Source organism: Catellatospora sp. TT07R-123, assembly GCF_018327705.1.
In the GTDB taxonomy this organism is placed as follows: Bacteria; Actinomycetota; Actinomycetes; order Mycobacteriales; family Micromonosporaceae; genus Catellatospora.
Map to the genome: position 1 here is coordinate 2,734,447 of NZ_BNEM01000002.1, position 17,901 is coordinate 2,752,347.

The following is a 17,901-nucleotide window of genomic DNA, read 5'->3' on the forward strand; positions in this document are numbered from 1 at the left end:
CGGGCAGTATGGGCGTCATGTCCAGGTTGGCCCGGCGTCCGCTCGTACGCTGGCTGCTGAGCACCTCGATCATGATCGCGGTGTACTTCGTGGTGCCCACCGACCGGGGCAGCGCCGCCTGGGAACTGGTCGCCCGGACGCTGTTCTCCCTGGTCGGGATCGTGGTGGTCGCGGCGCTGATCCTGCGCCAGATCAACCGCCAGCTGGCCGGGGACGAGGCGCCGCTGCTCGGGCTGCTCAACGCGCTGACCACCGGGGTGCTGTTCTTCGCCCTGGCCGACTACGTGCTCGCGGTCGGCTCGCCCGGCTCCTTCGTCGACCTGCAGACCCGGGTCGACGCGCTCTACTTCGCGCTGTCCACCCTGGCCACGGTCGGTTTCGGCGACGTGCACGCGCAGGGGCAGTCCGCCCGCGTGCTGCTGATCCTGCAGATGGTCTTCAACACGATGATCATCGCCGCCGGGGTGTCGGTCCTGTCGCAGCAACTCACCGAGCGGGTCCGCGAGCGCCACCGAAACCGGTGATCATTCGGCGCGCCGCGGCCGTCCGCACGGGTGGCGGAGTACTACGATCGTGCGAACCTTTTAGTACAAATCACCATCAAATACGTGATCATGTTGACAACAGATGCAGTCGGCTCGATACGGTCCACTTCGGCCCGGTGCTCGCGTCACGGCAGGCATCGTGCCAGTCCCTGTTGCCTACGGAAGGTAAGCGACTTGTCCGGCCGACATTCCCTCGAGCACAAGCCCCGACGGAACTTCGCCCCCATCGCCACCGCCACCGTCGCCACGGCCATCCTGGTCGGAGGCACCGCACTCGCCGTCGAGGCGACCACGCCCGACACCGGCACCGGCGCCGCCGCCACACAGCACACCGACGACCACGCCACGGCCTCACCCAGCGTCACGCCCATCGTGGTCCAGCGCGACCCCGAGAAGGCCTCCCGCGGCTCCGTGCGCGCCGCCGTCGCCGACGGCAACCCGGCCGCCACGGTCGTCGGGACCGGCACCTGCAAAGCCTCGTTCTACGCCGAGGGGCAGGGCACCGCCAGCGGCGAGCGCTTCAACCCGAACGAGCTCACCGCCGCGCACAAGACCCTCAAGTTCAACACCCGGGTCCGCGTCACCAACACCACCAACGGCAAGTCCGTCGTGGTACGCATCAACGACCGCGGCCCGTACATCGCCGGGCGCTGCCTCGACCTGTCCCGCGCCGCCTTCGCGCAGATCGCGAGCCTGTCCAGCGGGGTCACCACAGTGAGGTACGACATCCTCAAGTAACCCGCCGACCGGCGCAAAGACGCCGCAGGCATGCCAAGATGTCGATATGCCGTCGGTCTACCTGGAACTCGGCTCGAAGCGGATCTTCGCGTGCGCGCTGGAATGGCCCGGCTGGTGCCGTTCCGGCGCGGACGCGGAGTCCGCGCTCGCGGCGCTCACGGCCTACACCGACCGCTACGCACCGGTCGCCGAGCGCGCGGAGATCCCCTTCGAGCCGGGCTCCCTGCGCGTGGTCGAACGGGTCCGGGGCGGCAGCACCACCGACTTCGGCGCCCCGGAACGCCCCGCCGGCGCCGACCGCCGACCGCTCGGCCCCGAGCAGGCCGCACGCCAGGCCGCCCTGGTCGCCGCCGCGTGGGGGACGCTCGCCGACATCGCCGCGCGAACCCCTGCCGAGCTGCGCAAAGGTCCGCGGGGCGGCGGGCGCGACCGCGACCGGATGCTCGACCACGTGGTCGCCGCCGAGGCGTCGTACGCCCGCAGGATCGGGGTGAAGCACAAAGCCCCCGCCTTCGACGACGCCGCCGCGATCGCGGCCCTGCGCGCCGACGTCCTCGACGTGCTCGCCACGCCGCGCGAGGGCACCCCGCCCGTGCCCGGCGGCTGGTACGTCCCCTACGCCGCCCGCCGCTTCGCCTGGCACGCCCTCGATCACGCCTGGGAGATGGAGGACCGCACCGACAGCACCCCACCTGGCGTTATCCGTTCGCCGGGCCGCGGCGCCGCCGCCTAGGATCGGCGCAACCGAACGCCCCGGACGCAGAGAGTGCAGGTGTCGTCAATATGCGCTGGTCAGAGTTGTACGTCCCGACGCTGCGCCAGGATCCGGCCGGTGCCGACGCGGTGAGCCACCGGCTGCTGCTGCGCGCCGGCTACATCCGGCAGCTCATGGCAGGCCACTACAGCCTGCTCCCGCTCGCGGTCCGCGTCCGCGCGAAGATCATCGACATCATCCGCGACGAGATGACCGCGATCGGCGCGCAGGAGTTCCTGCTGCCCACCATGCAGCCCGCCGACGTGTGGCAGAAGAGCGGCCGCTGGTCCATGATCGGGCCGGAGATGTTCCGGCTGACCGACCGCAGGGACGCCGACCTCGCCCTGGGCATGACCCACGAGGAGATCTTCACCACCGTCGCCCAGGAGCTGCGCTCCTACCGCGACCTGCCCCAGCGCTGGTACCAGTTCCAGACCAAGTTCCGCGACGAGCCCCGCCCCAAGAGCGGCCTCATCCGGGTGCGCGAGTTCACCATGAAGGACTCGTACAGCTTCGACACCGACGCCGCCGGGCTAGACCGCTCCTTCGCCGCCCACCGCGACGCCTACCACCGCATCTTCGCCCGCCTCGGCATCCCCGCCATCGCCGTCGAGGCCTCCAGCGGCATCATGGGCGGCAGCGACTCCACCGAGTTCATGTGCCCCACCGACGCCGGTGAGGACATCGTCGTCCACTGCGCCTGCGGGTACGCCGCCAACGTCGAGAAGGCCACCTCGCACCTGCCCGCCGCCGACGACGGCGCCGGCCTGCCCGCACCCGAGCCGTTCGACACCCCCGCCGTGCGCACCATCGACGACCTGGACCGCGACTACGGCGTCACCGCCGGCCGCCAGGTCAAGACCCTCGTATACGTCGTCGACGACCAGCTCACCCTGGTCCTGCTGCGCGGCGACCACGCCCTGGTGGAGCAGAAGCTCATCGACACCCTCGGCGCCGTCACGGTCCGCCCCGCCCACCCCGAGGAGATCCGCGCCGCGCTGGGCGCCCTGCCCGGCAGCCTCGGCGGCGTCGGCGTCACCGGCCTGCCGATCCTGGCCGACGAGGCGCTGCGCGGCCGCCGCGGCATGACCACCGGCGCCAACCGCGACGGCGTACACCTGCGCGGGGTCGACCTCGACCGCGACATCGCCGTCGGCCGCTGGGCCGACCTGCGCGAAGTCGTCGCCGGTGAACCCTGCCCGCGCTGCGAGCAGCCCCTGGACGTGCTGCGCACGGTCGAGATCGGCCACATCTTCAAGCTCGGCTACCGGTACACCGAGAGCCTCGGCGTCACCGTGCTCGGCCCCGACGGCGAACGGGTCACCCCGATCATGGGCAGCTACGGCATCGGCGTCGAGCGGGCGCTGGCCGCGATCGTGGAGACCCACCACGACGAGCGCGGCATCGTCTGGCCCGCCGCGGTCGCCCCGTTCGAGGTCGCCATCGCCCAGCTCGGCACCGACGAGCAGGTCGTCTCCGCCGCCGAGCGGCTCTACGCCGACCTGCGGGGCCGCCGGATCGACGTCGTGCTCGACGACCGGGCCGAGCGCCCCGGCGTGAAGTTCAGCGACATCGAGCTGGTCGGCATCCCGTACCGGATCACCGTCAGCGCCCGCGGCCTGGCCGACGGCACCGTCGAGCTGACCGCCCGCGCCACCGGCACCACCGAGCGCGTCCCGCTGGCCGAAGCCGTCGCCCGCCTCACCGCCCTGCTCATGCCCCAGTGATCTCGTCGCCCTCGTCGGGCTCGGTGTCCGCCCCCGGCGGCACCGGGCCCGTACGCTGCGCGCGGCGCTCCCGCCACAGCTGCTGGGCGCGGCCGCCGATCCGGCGGGCCTGCTCGGCGGCCTGACCGCCGACGTCACGAGCACGCTGCGCCCCGGCCGCGCCGAGCGCCTGGGCCTGCTGCCCGGCCGGGGAGTTCAGCGCCTGCTGCACGGGTGCGCTGCGCGCCAGCTTCTCCGCGCCCTCCCGCGCCGACTGCACGGCGGCGGACGCGGCGACGGCCGTCTTCTCCACCGTCTGCTGCACCGACTCGCGGCCGACCACCGCCTGCGCGCCCTCCCGCAGCCGCTGCCCGGTCGCGGTGGCCGCGTCACCCGCCCTGGCCACCGCCTGCTGCACGGGCGCGCTGCCCGCCACCGCCTGCGCACCCTCACGGGCCCCCTGCCCGGCGACTGTGCCCAGGTCGACGGTCACCTGACCGGCGGCGACCGCGAGGCCGGAGGTCTGCCGTCCGGCGGTCACCGCCGCCTCCGCCGCCCGGCGGGCGAGGTCGGCGGCACCGGCGGCGAGAGCGGCGTACATCCTGGTACGGACCACCCTGGTCCCGCTGATGAGGTCCACGACGGTGCGCCGCCGCCGGCCGAACGCGGCCAGCAGATTGCCCCAGAACGCCACGACCGCCACCGCCCACACCAGCACCCCGAGCAGCGGGCTGTTGACGAACACGACGAAGGCGACGCTGACGATGCCGGTGTCGAGCATCGCGGTGAGCAGCGCCCGCGCCACGACGTGGCTCGGGCGCAGCCGGGTCAGCTGGGCCGCGACCGGAACCACCCGGACGTCCGTGACCGCCTTGCCCACGCTCCGGCCGCCCCAGGCCAGCATCCCGGCGAGGTAGGTGAACTGCAGGAACGGGATCAGCAGCACCGCGACGAGCACCGGCCAGGTGACACCCACCACCAGCCCGCCGACGCTCACGTGGTGCGTCGAGACGGCCTGGCTGCCCGCGTCCACAGCCGTGCTGAGCGCGGTGTTCACGGCGTTGTCGATGACGAAGACGGTCGCGAGCACGACGAGCACGACGCCGAGCAGCACGACGATCAGGTAGTCGATGAGCCAGCCCGCGACCCGGCGCCTCGCCGTCGGGACCTCGTCCGCCTGTGCCGTCTGGTCTGCTCCCCGCTGACCTGGATCCGTCACATCGCCCTCCGCAACCTCGGAACCCGGCACTCATGCCGACGCACTGACTCCTAATCGGACAACATTCTGCCGTACGGCCGCGGTGCGCGCGCCGTTCATGCGGCTCCGGCACCGGACCGGATCGCCCGTTCCGGTGACCGGAACGGCGCTCACCCGTTCGCCCGCAGGCGCGGGCCGCAGGTCCGTGCGGCGGTGGCGGACGCATCGGTGACGTGTTCGCGCGTTCGCGGCTCACGTAGGCTGCGCCGGTGGACAGTGCGGACTCCATCGGCCTGCCCGACGCCGGGCGTCGGCGCGCGGAGGTCTCAGTGACCAGGATCGCCGATCTTGCGGGCGTGTCCGTGCCGACGGTGTCCAAGGTGATCAACGGCCGCTCCGGGGTGTCAGCCGCCACGCGTGCGCGGATCGAGGAGCTGATCCGTGAGCACGGATACCGCAAACCCGAGAACTCGGAGACCACGCCGTCGGTGGAGCTGGTCTTCCAGGCGCTGGACAGCCTGTGGGCGCTGGAGATCGTGCGTGGTGTCGAGCAGGTCGTCGGTCCGCGCGGCCTGGCCGTCTCTGTCACCCAGATGCAGGGAAGGCTCACCCCCGGGCGGTCGTGGGCGCAGGAGGTGCTGGCCCGGCGACCGGTAGGAGTGATCGCGGTGTCGGCGGAGCTGACCGGGGCGCAGCTCGCGCATCTGTCCAGCCGAGCCATCCCGGTGGTGGCGCTGGACCCGACGGGAGAGCCGGTGCACCGGGTGCCGTCGGTCGGCGCCATGAACTGGAACGGAGGGCTGCTGGCGGCCCGCCACCTGCTCGACCTCGGCCACCGCCGGATCGCGATGGTCAACGGGCCGGCCGAACTGTTCTGCTGCCGGGCCCGGCTGGACGGTTTCCGCGCGGCGATGGACGCCGCCGGGGTGCCGGTCGACGACCGTCTGGTCCGGCAGGCTCCGCTGTATGTCGAGGGCGGGTTGCGGGAAGGCCGCCACCTGCTCGAACTGCCCGACCCCCCGACGGCCGTCTTCACGGCCAACGACCTGCAGGCGCTCGGTGTGTACGAGGCGGCGCGCGCGGCCGGGCTGCGGGTTCCGCAGGACCTGAGCGTAATCGGCTTCGACGACCTGCTGTTCACCCAGTGGTCGGTGCCCGCGCTGACGACCGTGCGGCAGCCGCTGCTGCAGATGGGTGCGACAGCGGCTGAGATGGTGCTGGACCTGGCCTCGGGTCGGCCCCCCGCGCAGGATCGGGTCGAGCTGTCGACGACGCTGGTCGTCAGGCAGAGCACAGCGCCACCGCGTCCGGACCGCTGACGCCACATGCCGCAGTCCCGACCGCCCGGCGGTTCGGGCTGCCGACGTCGGCCACCCCGACGCCACCGGAAGAAATATTTCTTTCCGCTGACAGTGATATGAGCGACTGACGCTCGGCTATCAGTCGATATCAAGCCGCCCGTTGTGCGCGCCGAGCAACTATGCAAGCATGACGATGCGCCACATGGGAGCATGTGTCGCGAAAACTTTCTGCTGAGGGCAACCTGTTTTCACACCAGGTCAGCGGAGCAAGCGGCCGGTTCCCGCTGCCGCATACCCACTTTCGTCCGCCGGGCCGGGCGTCGATCCATCCGCGACAACCTGCCTCGCGCCGTTCGGCGGCCGACGGCAGGTGCCGACCGCACCCCATCGGGGCGCGGCACCGAGCGACCAGCCGCACTCGGCCCGGCCAGCGACCCATCCGTCGCGGACCCGGCACCCTCCGGTGAGCCTGATCGCCCGGACACCAGCGCGAGCTGATCGGCTCGCGCCGACCACGGAGGAACCATGAGAAGCCTGTTCAGGTCCGGGCGGCTGCGAACAGCAGTCGCCTTCACCGCTGCCGGTCTCCTACTGGGTGCGGTGCTGGCCGTGCCGACGCTGAGCGCGGCCGCGGACACCTCGACGAAGTACCTGGGGGTGTTCCGGCAGACGAGCCCCACCGACATCCCCGCGGGAACGGTCAGCCGCTACGGGGTCACTCCGGCGAGCGTCCAGTGGTTCGACAGCTGGGCCACCGGCAACGCGTTCAACGCCGCGGACGCCAGGACGCTGTGGAGCCAGGGGATCATGATGCATTACACCTGGGAGCCCTGGAACACGGCCCTCGGCGTGAGCGACCCCAACCAGATCCACCTGCAGGACATCATCGACGGCAAGTGGGACGCCTACATCAGAGCCCGCGGCGCCGAGTTCGCCTCCGTGGGCGCACCGATCATGGTGCGCTGGGGCCACGAGTTCAACGGCAACTGGTACCCGTGGGGCATCGTCAACAACAGCAGCAACCCCGCCCTGTACGTCAGCGCCTTCCGGCGGGTCCACGACCTCGTCGTCGCCGCGGGCGCCACCAACGTGCAGTGGGTGTGGTGCTTCAACAACAGCCCGACCCCCAACGCCTCGTACAACGAACCGGCACGCTCCTACCCCGGTGACGCCTACGTCGACTGGGTCGCGATCGACGGCTACAACTGGGGTCTCGGTCCGTCCTGGGATCCGGGCGGCAACTACTGGACGAGCTTCGACTCCATGTTCGCCAGCGCATACGCCGCCGCACGCGCCGTCGCCCCCAGGCGTCCGGTGATGATCGCCGAAGTCGGGTCCAGCGAGGACGGCGGGAACAAAGCCCAGTGGATCAACGACATGTCCACCGTGCTGCAATCGGGCCGCTACCCCGACCTGAAACTGGTCACCTACTTCGACCAGGACAAGGAGGAGCGGTGGTCGGGCACGTCGTCGTCGGCCGTCCAATCCGCCTTCACCACCTGGGTCAACCAGGCGTACATGAAGGGCCGGGGAGCCGACCTGGCACAGGTGGCCGCCCAGTACAAGGGAACGACCACGCCCACCCCCTCGAACCCGACCTCGCCCGCTCCCTCCCCGTCGCCCTCTCCCTCCCCCTCTCCCTCCCCGTCGCCGTCCCAGCCGTCGACGGGCGCCTGCTCGGCGACCTACCGCACCGTCAACTCCTGGCCCGGCGGATTCGAGGGCGAGGTCACGGTGCGCGCCGGGAGCTCGGTGATCAGCGGCTGGACGACCCGCTGGACGCTCGCCGGCGGGCAGACGATCAGCCAGCTCTGGAACGGCACGCTGGCGGTGAGCGGATCCGCGGTGACGGTCAAGAACCTGAACTGGAACGGCACGATCGCCGCCAACGGCACGACGAAGTTCGGGTTCCTCGCCGGCGGATCGCCGTCGACGCCTGCACTCACCTGCACCAGCCCGTGACGCCGTAGAACCGGCGACCGGGCGGTCGGATGCCCAGCGACCGCCCGGTCGCCGCGGACGCGGACCGCGCCCGGTCAGGCGTGCAGGCGCAGTCCCGGGGTGGCCAGCACGACCGGGCAGCCGGCAACGGCGACGGCCTCGGCCAGCAGGCGGTCGTGGTCCAGCCACGACCGCAGATGGGTGAGGACGAGCAGGCGGGCGCCCGCGCGGGCCGCGAGCAGCCCGGCGTCGGCGGCGCTGAGGTGGCGCGGCACGCTGTCGCGCTCGTAGCCGCACGCCTCGGCGAGCACGATCGCGCAGCCGTCGGCCAGCTTGTCCAGCTCGGCGCAGGGGGCGGTGTCGCCGGTGAAGCAGACGCCGTCGCCGACGCGGTACGCGTACGACTCCATCCCGTGCTCGACCCGCGCGACCCGTACCGCGAACGGGCCCAGCGCCAGCGGGCCCGGCGGCGCGACCGGGTGCAGCCGCAGCACCGCCTCGTCGCTCCAGCCCAGCGCGCCGGGCAGGTTCGCCGGGCCGTACACGTCCAGCGGCCCGGCGCCGACCCGCTGCCGCAGGTACGACAGCGCGTTCAGGTCGTAGTAGTGGTCGTTGTGGGCGTGGCTGATGGCCACCGCGTCCACCTGCTCCGGCGCGCAGTGGCGTTGCAGCGGCCCGGCCGCGCCGGTGCCCAGGTCCAGCAGCAGCCGGTATCCGTCCTGCTCGACCAGGTAGCACGAGCTCGCGCTGTCCGGGCCCGGCACCGAACCCGAGCAGCCGACGATCGTCAGCCTCATCAGACCTCCTCCGTAAAGTGAAAGCGTCAGCATTCTTACCGGAGTTGGACGCAGGCCGCGTTCGCCAACACAATGGACCACCCAGCGAAAGGACCGAAGATCATGTCCCGATTCCCTGAGGTCGTCGAGCGGATGGCCACGGACCCCGAGTTCGCCGCGCACGCCCGGACCAGCCCCGACGAGGTCGCCGACGAATACGGCCTCAGCCCCGACGAGACCGCGCAGATGCTCACGCTCACCGACGCCACCGGGGCCGGTCCGACCGCGCTGGACGCCCGGCTGTCCAAGAGCGGCATCGGCAGCGGCGGGCTGGCCGGGCTGCTGGCCGCCGCCGACAAGAAGGACGAGGACGACGACCCGACCCGGCCGCTGGGCCGCTGGGTGGGCCCCGGCGCCGCCGACCGCTGACCGGGGTCAGAGGCTGCGTTTGAGCATGGCGTCGGCGAGCGCGTCGGCGCACTCGGCCAGGCGCAGCCCTACCACGTCCAGGCGGCGCAGCAGCTCCCGCTGCTTCAGGACCGGGGCGGTGATGTCGCCGCTGAGCAGGTCCGCCAGGGCCTGGGCGTAGAGGTGGCGCACCCGGCCGGAGCGCTTGTGGGCGGCCAGCGCCGCCTCGGCCGCCTCGGCGGGCCGCTCCAGCAGCCGGTCCAGCGCCCGGCGCAGCTCGCGCAGCCCGACCGCGACCTGCTCCAGCATCGCCACCGCCCCCGCGTCCAGGCGGACCCCGTAGAGATCGGTCTCGCGTACGTAGTCGCGCAGGTGGTCCAGGACGTCGTCGACCGACCGCGACAGCCGGAACAGGTCCTCCCGGTCGATCGGGGTGGTCAGCGCCGCCCCCAGCTCGGCGACCAGCCGTCCCCGGTGCGCGTCGCCGACGTGCTCGACCTCGGCGATCCGCAGCCGGGCCAGCGGCGGCTCCAGCTCCCCGATGGTCACCGCCGCGGCCAGCACGACCCCTTCCAGGGCCGCGTCGATCTGGGCGATCACGATGGACAGCACCCGCCGCGGCGCCCGCCCCGCCAGGTCGTCGATCACCCGCCGCAGCCTCATGCCGCCACCTCCCGCAGGACGAGGCCCACGGCGTAGCCGAGGGCGAGGCTGGCCGGGAGGGTGACCAGCCACGCGGTCATCACCGGGGTGGCGAACTGCCAGCGGACCCGGCGCACCCCGCAGCTGGCGCCCGCGCCGACGAGCCCGGCCGCGGCGGACTGGGTCATGCTCACCGGCACGCCGAACCCCGCGCTGCCCAGCACCGCCGTCGCCGCGGCGACCTCCGCCGACACCACGTGCCAGGGGCGCGGGGGCAGCAGCCCGGCGGTGGCGCCCCGGGCGATGCGGCGCAGGCTCAGCACCGCCCCGGCGGCGAAGACGAGCGCGGTCCCGCACAGCACCGGCAGCGACGGGGCGAGCATGCCCCGGGCCCGGTGCGCGGCGGCCAGGGCGACGCCGACGACGGCGAACATCTTCTGCCCGTCGTTGGCCGCGTACGCCAGACTCTGCCCGGCGAACGCGGTGACATGGGCGTAGCGCAGCGCGCCGGGCAGCCGGGCGCTGGTGGGCAGCCGCCGGGCGGCCAGGCCGAGCAGGTAGCCGAGCAGCCCGCCCAGCAGCGGCGCCGCGGCCGCGACGGCCAGCACCAGGCCGAGGGTGGACCAGACCGGCGGCACGCCGACCCCGGCCCCGGCCCCGGCCAGGCCGCCGAGCACCGCCAGGGTCAGGCTGGTGGGCACGCCGCGCCAGGTGAGCAGCAGCACCAGGGCCAGCGCGACGGCGACCCCGGCGAGCAGGATCAGCGGTCCGCGTACGGCGCGGGCGTCGACGAGGCGGTCGGTGAAGGTGCGCGCCACGGCGAGCCCGAACAGGGCGGGGCCGACCACGATCGCGGTCAGCAGGACGGCGAGCACGCCGGCCAGCGGGACCTCGCGGCGCAGCGCCAGGGACAGCAGCGCGGCGCCGTCGTTGGCGCCGCAGACGAAGACGAACCCGGTGGCCAGCGCCGCGAACACGAGTGCCATCTCGAACACCCCCCGGCTGCGCAGGGATCTTCCGTGCTCGGTGGCGGGCCTCGCCGCGGCCGGACTGTGCAGGAGTCCACCGTACGTGATCAACCCGTGACGGCGGGCTCACCTGGGCGAATCGGGGGCTAATCCTTTTGCGACTCCGGTCGCGGCTGGCATAGGGTTCCCGCCCGGGAGGGACATTCACATGGCCAAGCTCAACCAGATAATCGCGGTCGAGAAGGGCGTCAAGAGCCGCTCGTTTCAGGACCTGACCGAGGCCCACCACGCCGTGCAGAAGCCGGCGCTGCTGTCGGGCATCTCGCGGACATACCAGGCCAAGGACGAGGAGGGCGAGCAGCTGCCGCCGGAGTCGACCCGGGTGCAGACCCGCGCCGAGGACGTGCTGCGGCAGATCTCGACGACGCTGACCCGCCTGTTCGACGTGACGGCCACCAAGGACGCCACCAACTGCGTCGCGCGCGCCGACGTCGTCGTGGACGACCGGGTGCTGCTGTCCGACGTGCCGGTGACGTACCTGCTGTTCCTGGAGAAGCAGCTCACCGACCTGCACACCTTCGTCAAGAAGCTGCCGGTGCTGGACGCGGCCGAGTCGTGGGTGTTCAGCGACTCCGCCGACTGCTGGTCGACCGAGCCGGTGCGTACGATCCGCACCAAGAAGGTGCCGCGCAACCACGTCAAGGCCGAGGCCACCGAGAAGCACCCGGCGCAGGTCGAGGTGTACTACGAGGACATCGCGGTGGGCTACTGGACCACGGTGAAGTTCTCCGGGTCGCTGCCGGCCAAGCGCGTGTCGGTGCTGCTGGACCGGGTGGAGCGGCTCCAGGAGGCGGTCAAGTTCGCCCGCGAGCGGGCCAACGACACCGAGACCGTCGACCGCCGAGTCGGCGAGAAGGTGTTCGGGTTCCTCTTCGCCGCATGATCACAGACTCCCCCCGCCGGAGGGCGGGGGGTGCGCCAATGAGCGCAAGCTGAAGCTGACGCTGAAGCTGACGAACGCGGTCCAGTGCAGGTTCGACTCCTGCCCCCCGCACCACAGGCGGGGGTAGCCCAAACGGCAGAGGCAGCCGCGATCAAACTCAGATTCTCGCTCCAGACTCAGCATTCGCCGCCGATCGCCAGATCGACCGCGTACGGACGAACACCGCCGGGGTGCCGGTTCGAATCCGGTTCGCCGCTCTCCATGCGGCGATGGTTCAAAGGTAGAGCACGGGGTATTGACGACTGATCCGTTCGCTTAAACGTGCTGGCGTGTGCAATTCGGCGGCACAGCGGGGCCCGGGAGCTGGACATACTCCCGGGCTCCACCATTTCCGAGATGCGCTCCCGACCATTTACCGAGATGCGCTCCCGTTTTGCCGTAAATTCATGTTATGTCCGAACAACAGCGGCAGCCCGGGCTCACCGGGCTGGCCCTCGGTGCCGCGGTCCTGGTCGCCGAGCGGCTGCGCCGGCTGGGCGGCACCGACCCCGAAGACCAGCAGCGCGTACAGGACCTGCTCACCAGCGGGGTCGAGCCGGCGCTGGTTGACGCCCGCTCCCCGCTGGCCGTCGCCGTCGGCCTCACCCAGCAGGGCGCCGACCTGGCCCGCCAGACCGGCGCGAGACTCGCCGCGACCGGCCGCGACCGCGCCCGGCGCCTGCTCGACGACGCCGCCTCGCCCCGGATCGCACCGCTGGCCGCCGCCCGCGACGCCGTACGGAGCACCCGCGACCGCGGCCGCGACGTCGTCGCCACCGCGGGCCTGCGCGGCCGCGACACCCTGCTCACCGGCCGCGCCGCCGCGGTACGCGCCTTCGACAGCACCGTCGAGGAGACCGTCTCGTGGCTGGAGCGCACCATCGTGCCGCGCATGGTCGACAACCTCGTCCCGCACCTGATCGACCGGGTGGTGCCGCGCCTGGTCGAGGGCGCCCTGCCCGAGATCAGGCACAAGGTCATCCCGGTCGTCATCGACGACCTCACCCGCGACCCGCGACTGCAGGCGCTCATCACCGAGCAGAGCCGCGGCGTGCTCGCCAACGCCGCCGACGAGCTGCGCACCACCTCGGCCACCGCCGACGACCGGATCGAGGAGTCGTTCCGGCGGCTGTTCCACGTGCACCATACGAACGGTGACCGGTGACGGCGCCCGGCCGTCAGCCGTACGCCGGAATCGTCTCGCGCCTGGGGGGCCTCGCCATCGACGCCAGCCTGCTCGCGCTGGCCGCGTCACTGGTCGTGACCGGTGTGCCCAGCGTCTGGGCGACGCTGGAGGGCCACTCCCCCGGCTGGCTCGACGCGACCACCGGGCTGATCGCGGCCCTGCTGCCGGTGCTGTACTTCGCCGCCTGCTGGTGGCTGACCGGCCAGACCGTCGGCTGCCTGCTGCTGGGCACCGTGGTCCGGCGTATCGACGGCCGCCACCTCGGGCCGGGCCGCGCCCTGCTGCGCGCCGTGGTCGGCCTCGCCTTCCCGCCGGTCTGGCTGCTCGGCCTGCTCGGCGTGCTCACCGACGACCACCGCCGCGCCTGGCACGACCGCCTGTTCGGCACCGTGGTCCAGTACGTCCCCCGCCGCCGCCTGCCGCGCTGACCCACCCCGCCCGTTGGGGGTGGGGTTCGTGCAGTTTCGGGGAAAGTGCTGGAAAGCGGCCCATGATTCCTGCACTTTCCCCGAAACTGCACCGTCGGGCGGCGGCGGGGGGTGGGCGGGCGGGGGGCGGGGGGATGGGCGCGGGGGTAGGGTCGGCTGCTGTGCGCCTCCCCCTTCTCGTAACCGGCGCGGTCGCGCTGGCCACCCTCGCCGCCTGCGGCACCGCTCCGGCCGCCGCGCCCGCGTTCGTCCCCGCGACCAGCGCCGCCGCGAGCCCCGCGCCGTCGGCCGCGCCCAGCCCTTCCCTCAGCCCGAGCCCGAGCGGCTACCAGGGCAAGTACGTGTACCCGGTGCTCGGCAACACGTCGTACGGGCACACCCACCACGACTACCCGGCCACCGATGTCATGGCCAAGTGCGGTGCCCAGGTCGTGGCGGCCGTCGACGGGGTGGTGCTGGAGGTCGAGCGCGTCAACCGGTACGACCCGAAGAAGGACGACGGCGCCCTGCGCGGCGGCCTGCACATCTCGATCCTCGGCGACGACGGGCTGCGCTACTACGGGTCGCACTTCTCCGCGATCGAGGCGGGGATCAACCCGGGGGTGCGGGTCACCGCCGGGCAGAAGATCGCCAAGGTGGGTGAGACCGGGCTGGCCAGCGCCTGCCACCTGCACTTCGGCATCTCGCCGGTGTGCGCGCGTACCGGGGACTGGTGGAACCGGCGCGGGGTGATCTGGCCGTGGAAGTACCTGGACTCGTGGAAGAAGGGCGGGCAGAAGTCGCCGGTCGCCGAGATCACGGCCTGGGAGAAGAAGAACGGCTGCCCGACCAAGCCCACCGCCCCCTGACCAGCCCTCCAGCACCCCGCCCGAGCCGCCCGCCCCGCCCCGGAGCGCCCCGCGCCACACCCGCTTTTACACAGACGTTGGCCTATCTCATCGAATCCGGGTAGATCATTCTCGATGAGATAGGCCAACGTTTATGAAAAACGGGGCGGAGTGGCCGGGGCGGAGTGGCCGGGGCGGGTGGCCGGGGCGGGGTGGCCGCCGCCGGGTCAGCCGACGTGGATGGCGCCCTCGGTGGGCAGGTCCTTCTTGTTGACCTTGATCAGCAGCAGGATCACCAGCGCCGAGAAGACCAGCAGCCCGCCGCCCCACGCAAACGCCACCGTGTACCCGTGCACCGCCGCGTTCGCCTGGACCAGCGGCAGCGGCCCGTCGGCGATGTGCTCGGTCAGGTACGACGCCGACGCGTTCAGCGCGAACGTGCTCAGCAGCGCCGCCCCCAGCGACCCGCCGACCTGCTGCGTCGCGTTCAGCGTGGCGCTGGCCGCCCCGGCGTCGTGCTCGGGCACGCCGACCAGCGCGAGGCTGGACAGCGGCACGAACGTGAAGCCCAGGCCGAGGCCGAGCACGAGCGCGCCGGGCAGCACGTGGGTGGCGTACGAGGTGCCCAGGCCGATCTGGGTGAGGAAGAACATCGCCCCGGCGGCGAGCACGGCTCCGGCCACCATCAGCGGCTTGGCGCCGAGCCTGGGCATGAGCTGGCTCGCGGCGCCCGCGGAGATGAACACGCCCGCCGAGATCGGCAGCGAGGCCAGGCCCGCCTCGATCGGGGTGTAGCCGAGGATGCCCTGGAAGTAGAAGGTGAGGAAGAAGAACGCGCCCATGAGCCCGGCGCCGGTGAGGGTGCCGGACAGGTAGGCCCCGCCCCGGTTGCGGTCGAGCACGATGCGCAGCGGCAGCAGCGGGTGCTTCGACTTCAGCTGGATGACCACGAACATGGCCAGCAGCAGCAGGCCGCCGCCGAGGAAGCCCAGCGACACCGGCGACTCCCAGCCGTACGCGGGCTCGGCGGCCTTGGTGAGGCCGTACACGACGCCGATGAGGCCGAGGGTGACGGTGACGGCGCCGGGGATGTCGTAGCGGGTGTTGCCGTGGGCACGGCTCTCGGGCACGACGGGCAGCGCCGCGGCGATCGCGATGATCGCGATCGGGATGTTGACCAGCAGGCACCAGCGCCAGTTCGCGTACTCGGTGAGCACGCCGCCGAGCAGCAGGCCGATGGCGGCGCCGCCGCCGGCGATGGCGCCGTACACGGCGAAGGCCTTGGCCCGCTCCTTGGCCTCGGTGAACAGCACGGTCAGCAGGGCCAGGCCGGCCGGGGCGAGCAGCGCGCCGAACACGCCCTGGAGGCCGCGCGCGGCGAACAGGGTGGTCCCGTCCTGCGCGGCGCCGCCGAGGGCGGAGGCGAGCGCGAAGCCGATGGCGCCGACGATGAAGGTGCGCTTGCGGCCCCAGTAGTCGGCGACGCGGCCGCCGAGCAGCAGCAGGCCGCCGAAGGTCAGCGTGTACGCGGTGAGCACCCACTGCCGCTGCGCGTCGGTGATCTGCAGGTCGACCTGCATCTGCGGCAGCGCGATGTTCACGATGGTCGCGTCGAGCACCACCATGAGCTGGGCGAGCGCGATGATCGCGAGCGCGAGCCAGCGGCGCGGGTGGACCGGCGCGGCGGCCGGGACGGGCGCGTCGGCCCGGGTGAGGGTGGCAGTCAAGGAGCGGCCCTTTGCTGGACGGTACGGAAGTCGCATCGACCGTAGCCAGCGGTTACGCCCGTTCTCGCAGCTCTGAGGTGTGCATCACGGTACCCATGTTTGACACAAAAATGACAAAACACCGTGAATTGCGACAAACCTGGGCGAATTCGGTGTCGAATCACCGGTGGAGGTTTCACCGGAGAAAGGACCGACCCCAGCATGTACCGCACCAAGAAGCTCACCGCGGCGGCAAGCCTCGTCGCGCTGTCGCTGTCACTGGCCCTGGCCGCCTGCGGCGGCGAGACGATGACCGCGAACCCGCAGGCCAAGCAGACCGAGACGGGCGCGCCCATGATGAGCCCGAGCATGCCCATGATGAGCCCCGGCGGCGGCATGGGCGCGGGCGGCACGTTCGGCACCGGCTGCGCGGCCCTGCCCACCGACCCGGCCAACCCGGGCAGCACCGCGATGATGGCCCAGCAGCCGCTGGCCGCCGCCGCGGCGGGCAACCCGCTGCTGTCCACCCTGGTCAGCGCCGCCACCAAGGCGGGGCTGGTCGACACGCTCAACTCCGCGCCGGAGCTGACCGTGTTCGCCCCGACCAACGAGGCGTTCCAGAAGGTGCCCAAGGCCGACCTCGACAAGGTCATGGCCGACCCGGAGCTGCTCAAGAAGGTGCTGACCTACCACGTCGTCACCGGCACGATCACGCCCGAGCAGCTCGACGGCTCGCACAAGACCGTCGAGGGCCAGGACCTGAAGATCGCCGGCAGCGGCACCGACTTCAAGGTCAACGACACCGCGGCGATCACCTGCGGCAACATCAAGACCAAGAACGGCACCGTGTACGTCATCGACGGCGTGCTCATGCCCCCGGCCTGAGCCAGCCCGCACCACGCGGAGGTCCCCGGTGCCACCCGGCACCGGGGACCTCCGTCGGATACTCGACGTACCCGTGGATCTTGCCGTGGCCGAACCTATCCTTCGCGCCATGACCCCCCTGCGCCGCACCCTCGTCGCGCTCGCCGCCACCGGCGGCCTCCTGCTGGCCGGCTGCGGCGGCAAGCAGCAGCCGCAGACCGCCCCCACCTTCAGCACCGAGGTCACCGCCTCGGCCGTGCCTTCGACCGCCCCGTCCAGCGCCGCCCCCTCGCCCACCAGCGGCGGCGGCAGCGGCAACGGCGCCCCGACCTACCCGAGCTCCGCCAAGTCGTACGCGCAGGCCCTGCTCAGCGCGTGGGGTGCCAAGAACGGCACCCGCATCGACCAGCTCGCCGTCCAGGCCGCCGTCCAGCAGATCAAGGACAACGGCTACCCCAACTCGTCGTGGACCTACATCAAGTGCGACGACGACGGCACGTACGCCACCTGCCTGTTCCGTAACGCGCACGGTGACGAGAGCCTGGTCAAGATGGTCAAGACCCAGCTCGGCCACCCCACCGCCGTCACCGAGGCCCAGCTCATGCGCACCTCGTACGCCAACGACGCGGGCAGCTACGTCAGCGGCTTCGTCTACGCCTGGCAGCAGGGCAACAAGCAGCGCATGATCCGGTACGCCAACGAGCAGGTCGCCGCGTTCTTCCTGAGCAAGACCCCGCCCACCTCCTCCATGGTCACCGGCGAGGACAACACCGCCGGGCACACGAAGATCACCATGAGCTTCGACGGCGGCACCTCCAGCTACACCTTCAACGTGGTCAACCAGAACCTCGGCGACGCCCACGCCATCGGCGGACTCTGCAACCCCGGCTGCGCCTGACCGCCCCCGACCCGCCGCGTGCCTACTCCCGCG

The 17,901-nt window shown here is 72.0% G+C and carries 18 protein-coding genes; 13 read left to right on the top strand and 5 right to left on the bottom strand.

Features of this window, described 5'->3' with window-relative positions; genetic code table 11:
* Positions 1-17 precede the first annotated feature (17 nt).
* From Cs7R123_RS31870 to Cs7R123_RS31885, 4 genes are all read left to right on the top strand, one after another.
* Positions 18-524: a potassium channel family protein gene (locus tag Cs7R123_RS31870; RefSeq protein WP_212832046.1), complete on the top strand. Its 507-nt coding sequence runs from the start codon at positions 18-20 to the stop codon at positions 522-524.
* Positions 525-719: 195 nt separating this feature from the next.
* On the top strand, positions 720-1,283 hold the full coding sequence (locus tag Cs7R123_RS31875) for a septal ring lytic transglycosylase RlpA family protein (protein ID WP_244872266.1): 564 nt from the start codon (positions 720-722) through the stop codon (positions 1,281-1,283).
* A 46-nt stretch (positions 1,284-1,329) separates the two neighbouring features.
* Positions 1,330-2,016 (top strand): hypothetical protein, encoded by a 687-nt coding sequence (locus Cs7R123_RS31880; protein WP_212832047.1) that lies wholly within the window; start codon positions 1,330-1,332, stop codon positions 2,014-2,016.
* A gap of 50 nt (positions 2,017-2,066) precedes the next feature.
* Positions 2,067-3,764 carry a proline--tRNA ligase gene (locus Cs7R123_RS31885; protein ID WP_212832049.1) on the top strand — a complete coding sequence of 566 codons (1,698 nt, stop codon included), beginning with the start codon at positions 2,067-2,069 and terminating at the stop codon, positions 3,762-3,764.
* Here Cs7R123_RS31885 and Cs7R123_RS31890 read toward each other — a convergent pair.
* On the bottom strand, positions 3,751-4,962 hold the full coding sequence (locus Cs7R123_RS31890; protein ID WP_212832051.1) for an RDD family protein: 1,212 nt from the start codon (positions 4,960-4,962) through the stop codon (positions 3,751-3,753). The genes Cs7R123_RS31885 and Cs7R123_RS31890 overlap by 14 nt on opposite strands.
* Positions 4,963-5,210: 248 nt before the next feature.
* Here Cs7R123_RS31890 and Cs7R123_RS31895 point away from each other — a divergent pair, with 248 nt between their 5' ends.
* A complete protein-coding gene (locus tag Cs7R123_RS31895; protein WP_244872267.1) occupies positions 5,211-6,260 on the top strand; it encodes a LacI family DNA-binding transcriptional regulator in 1,050 nt (349 codons plus the stop codon).
* A gap of 507 nt (positions 6,261-6,767) precedes the next feature.
* Positions 6,768-8,204: a cellulose binding domain-containing protein gene (locus Cs7R123_RS31900; protein ID WP_212832052.1), complete on the top strand. Its 1,437-nt coding sequence runs from the start codon at positions 6,768-6,770 to the stop codon at positions 8,202-8,204.
* A 74-nt stretch (positions 8,205-8,278) separates the two neighbouring features.
* On the opposite strand, the gene Cs7R123_RS31905 is transcribed toward Cs7R123_RS31900, so the two are convergent.
* Complete coding sequence (locus Cs7R123_RS31905) at positions 8,279-8,980, bottom strand: MBL fold metallo-hydrolase (RefSeq protein ID WP_212832053.1); 702 nt, start codon at positions 8,978-8,980, stop codon at positions 8,279-8,281.
* A gap of 102 nt (positions 8,981-9,082) precedes the next feature.
* Here Cs7R123_RS31905 and Cs7R123_RS31910 point away from each other — a divergent pair, with 102 nt between their 5' ends.
* Positions 9,083-9,388 carry a hypothetical protein gene (locus Cs7R123_RS31910; RefSeq protein WP_212832054.1) on the top strand — a complete coding sequence of 102 codons (306 nt, stop codon included), beginning with the start codon at positions 9,083-9,085 and terminating at the stop codon, positions 9,386-9,388.
* 6 nt (positions 9,389-9,394) lie between these two features.
* Here Cs7R123_RS31910 and Cs7R123_RS31915 read toward each other — a convergent pair whose 3' ends face one another.
* Positions 9,395-10,030, bottom strand: a complete 636-nt coding sequence (locus Cs7R123_RS31915) for a DUF47 domain-containing protein (RefSeq protein WP_212832055.1) — start codon at positions 10,028-10,030, stop codon at positions 9,395-9,397.
* Positions 10,027-10,995 carry an inorganic phosphate transporter gene (locus Cs7R123_RS31920; RefSeq protein ID WP_212832056.1) on the bottom strand — a complete coding sequence of 323 codons (969 nt, stop codon included), beginning with the start codon at positions 10,993-10,995 and terminating at the stop codon, positions 10,027-10,029. Before Cs7R123_RS31920 ends, Cs7R123_RS31915 begins: the two co-directional genes overlap by 4 nt.
* A gap of 190 nt (positions 10,996-11,185) precedes the next feature.
* Here Cs7R123_RS31920 and Cs7R123_RS31925 point away from each other — a divergent pair, with 190 nt between their 5' ends.
* From Cs7R123_RS31925 to Cs7R123_RS31940, 4 genes are all read left to right on the top strand, one after another.
* The gene (locus Cs7R123_RS31925; protein ID WP_212832057.1) at positions 11,186-11,920 is read left to right on the top strand and encodes a hypothetical protein; all 735 of its coding nucleotides are present in this window, start codon (positions 11,186-11,188) and stop codon (positions 11,918-11,920) included.
* Between the two features lie 451 nt (positions 11,921-12,371).
* Positions 12,372-13,124, top strand: coding sequence for a hypothetical protein (locus Cs7R123_RS31930; RefSeq protein WP_212832058.1), 753 nt, complete (start codon positions 12,372-12,374; stop codon positions 13,122-13,124).
* Positions 13,121-13,573 carry an RDD family protein gene (locus tag Cs7R123_RS31935; protein ID WP_212832063.1) on the top strand — a complete coding sequence of 151 codons (453 nt, stop codon included), beginning with the start codon at positions 13,121-13,123 and terminating at the stop codon, positions 13,571-13,573. Before Cs7R123_RS31930 ends, Cs7R123_RS31935 begins: the two co-directional genes overlap by 4 nt.
* Positions 13,574-13,707: 134 nt before the next feature.
* Positions 13,708-14,421 carry a M23 family metallopeptidase gene (locus Cs7R123_RS31940; RefSeq protein WP_212832064.1) on the top strand — a complete coding sequence of 238 codons (714 nt, stop codon included), beginning with the start codon at positions 13,708-13,710 and terminating at the stop codon, positions 14,419-14,421.
* A gap of 206 nt (positions 14,422-14,627) precedes the next feature.
* Here the strand turns inward: Cs7R123_RS31940 and Cs7R123_RS31945 are convergent, their stop codons facing one another.
* The gene (locus Cs7R123_RS31945; protein ID WP_374707103.1) at positions 14,628-16,025 is read right to left on the bottom strand and encodes an MFS transporter; all 1,398 of its coding nucleotides are present in this window, start codon (positions 16,023-16,025) and stop codon (positions 14,628-14,630) included.
* Between the two features lie 303 nt (positions 16,026-16,328).
* Between Cs7R123_RS31945 and Cs7R123_RS31950 the strand changes: the two genes are divergently transcribed.
* Positions 16,329-16,991: a fasciclin domain-containing protein gene (locus Cs7R123_RS31950; protein WP_212832068.1), complete on the top strand. Its 663-nt coding sequence runs from the start codon at positions 16,329-16,331 to the stop codon at positions 16,989-16,991.
* A 109-nt stretch (positions 16,992-17,100) separates the two neighbouring features.
* The gene (locus tag Cs7R123_RS31955) at positions 17,101-17,868 is read left to right on the top strand and encodes a hypothetical protein (RefSeq protein ID WP_212832075.1); all 768 of its coding nucleotides are present in this window, start codon (positions 17,101-17,103) and stop codon (positions 17,866-17,868) included.
* Positions 17,869-17,901: the final 33 nt, after the last annotated feature.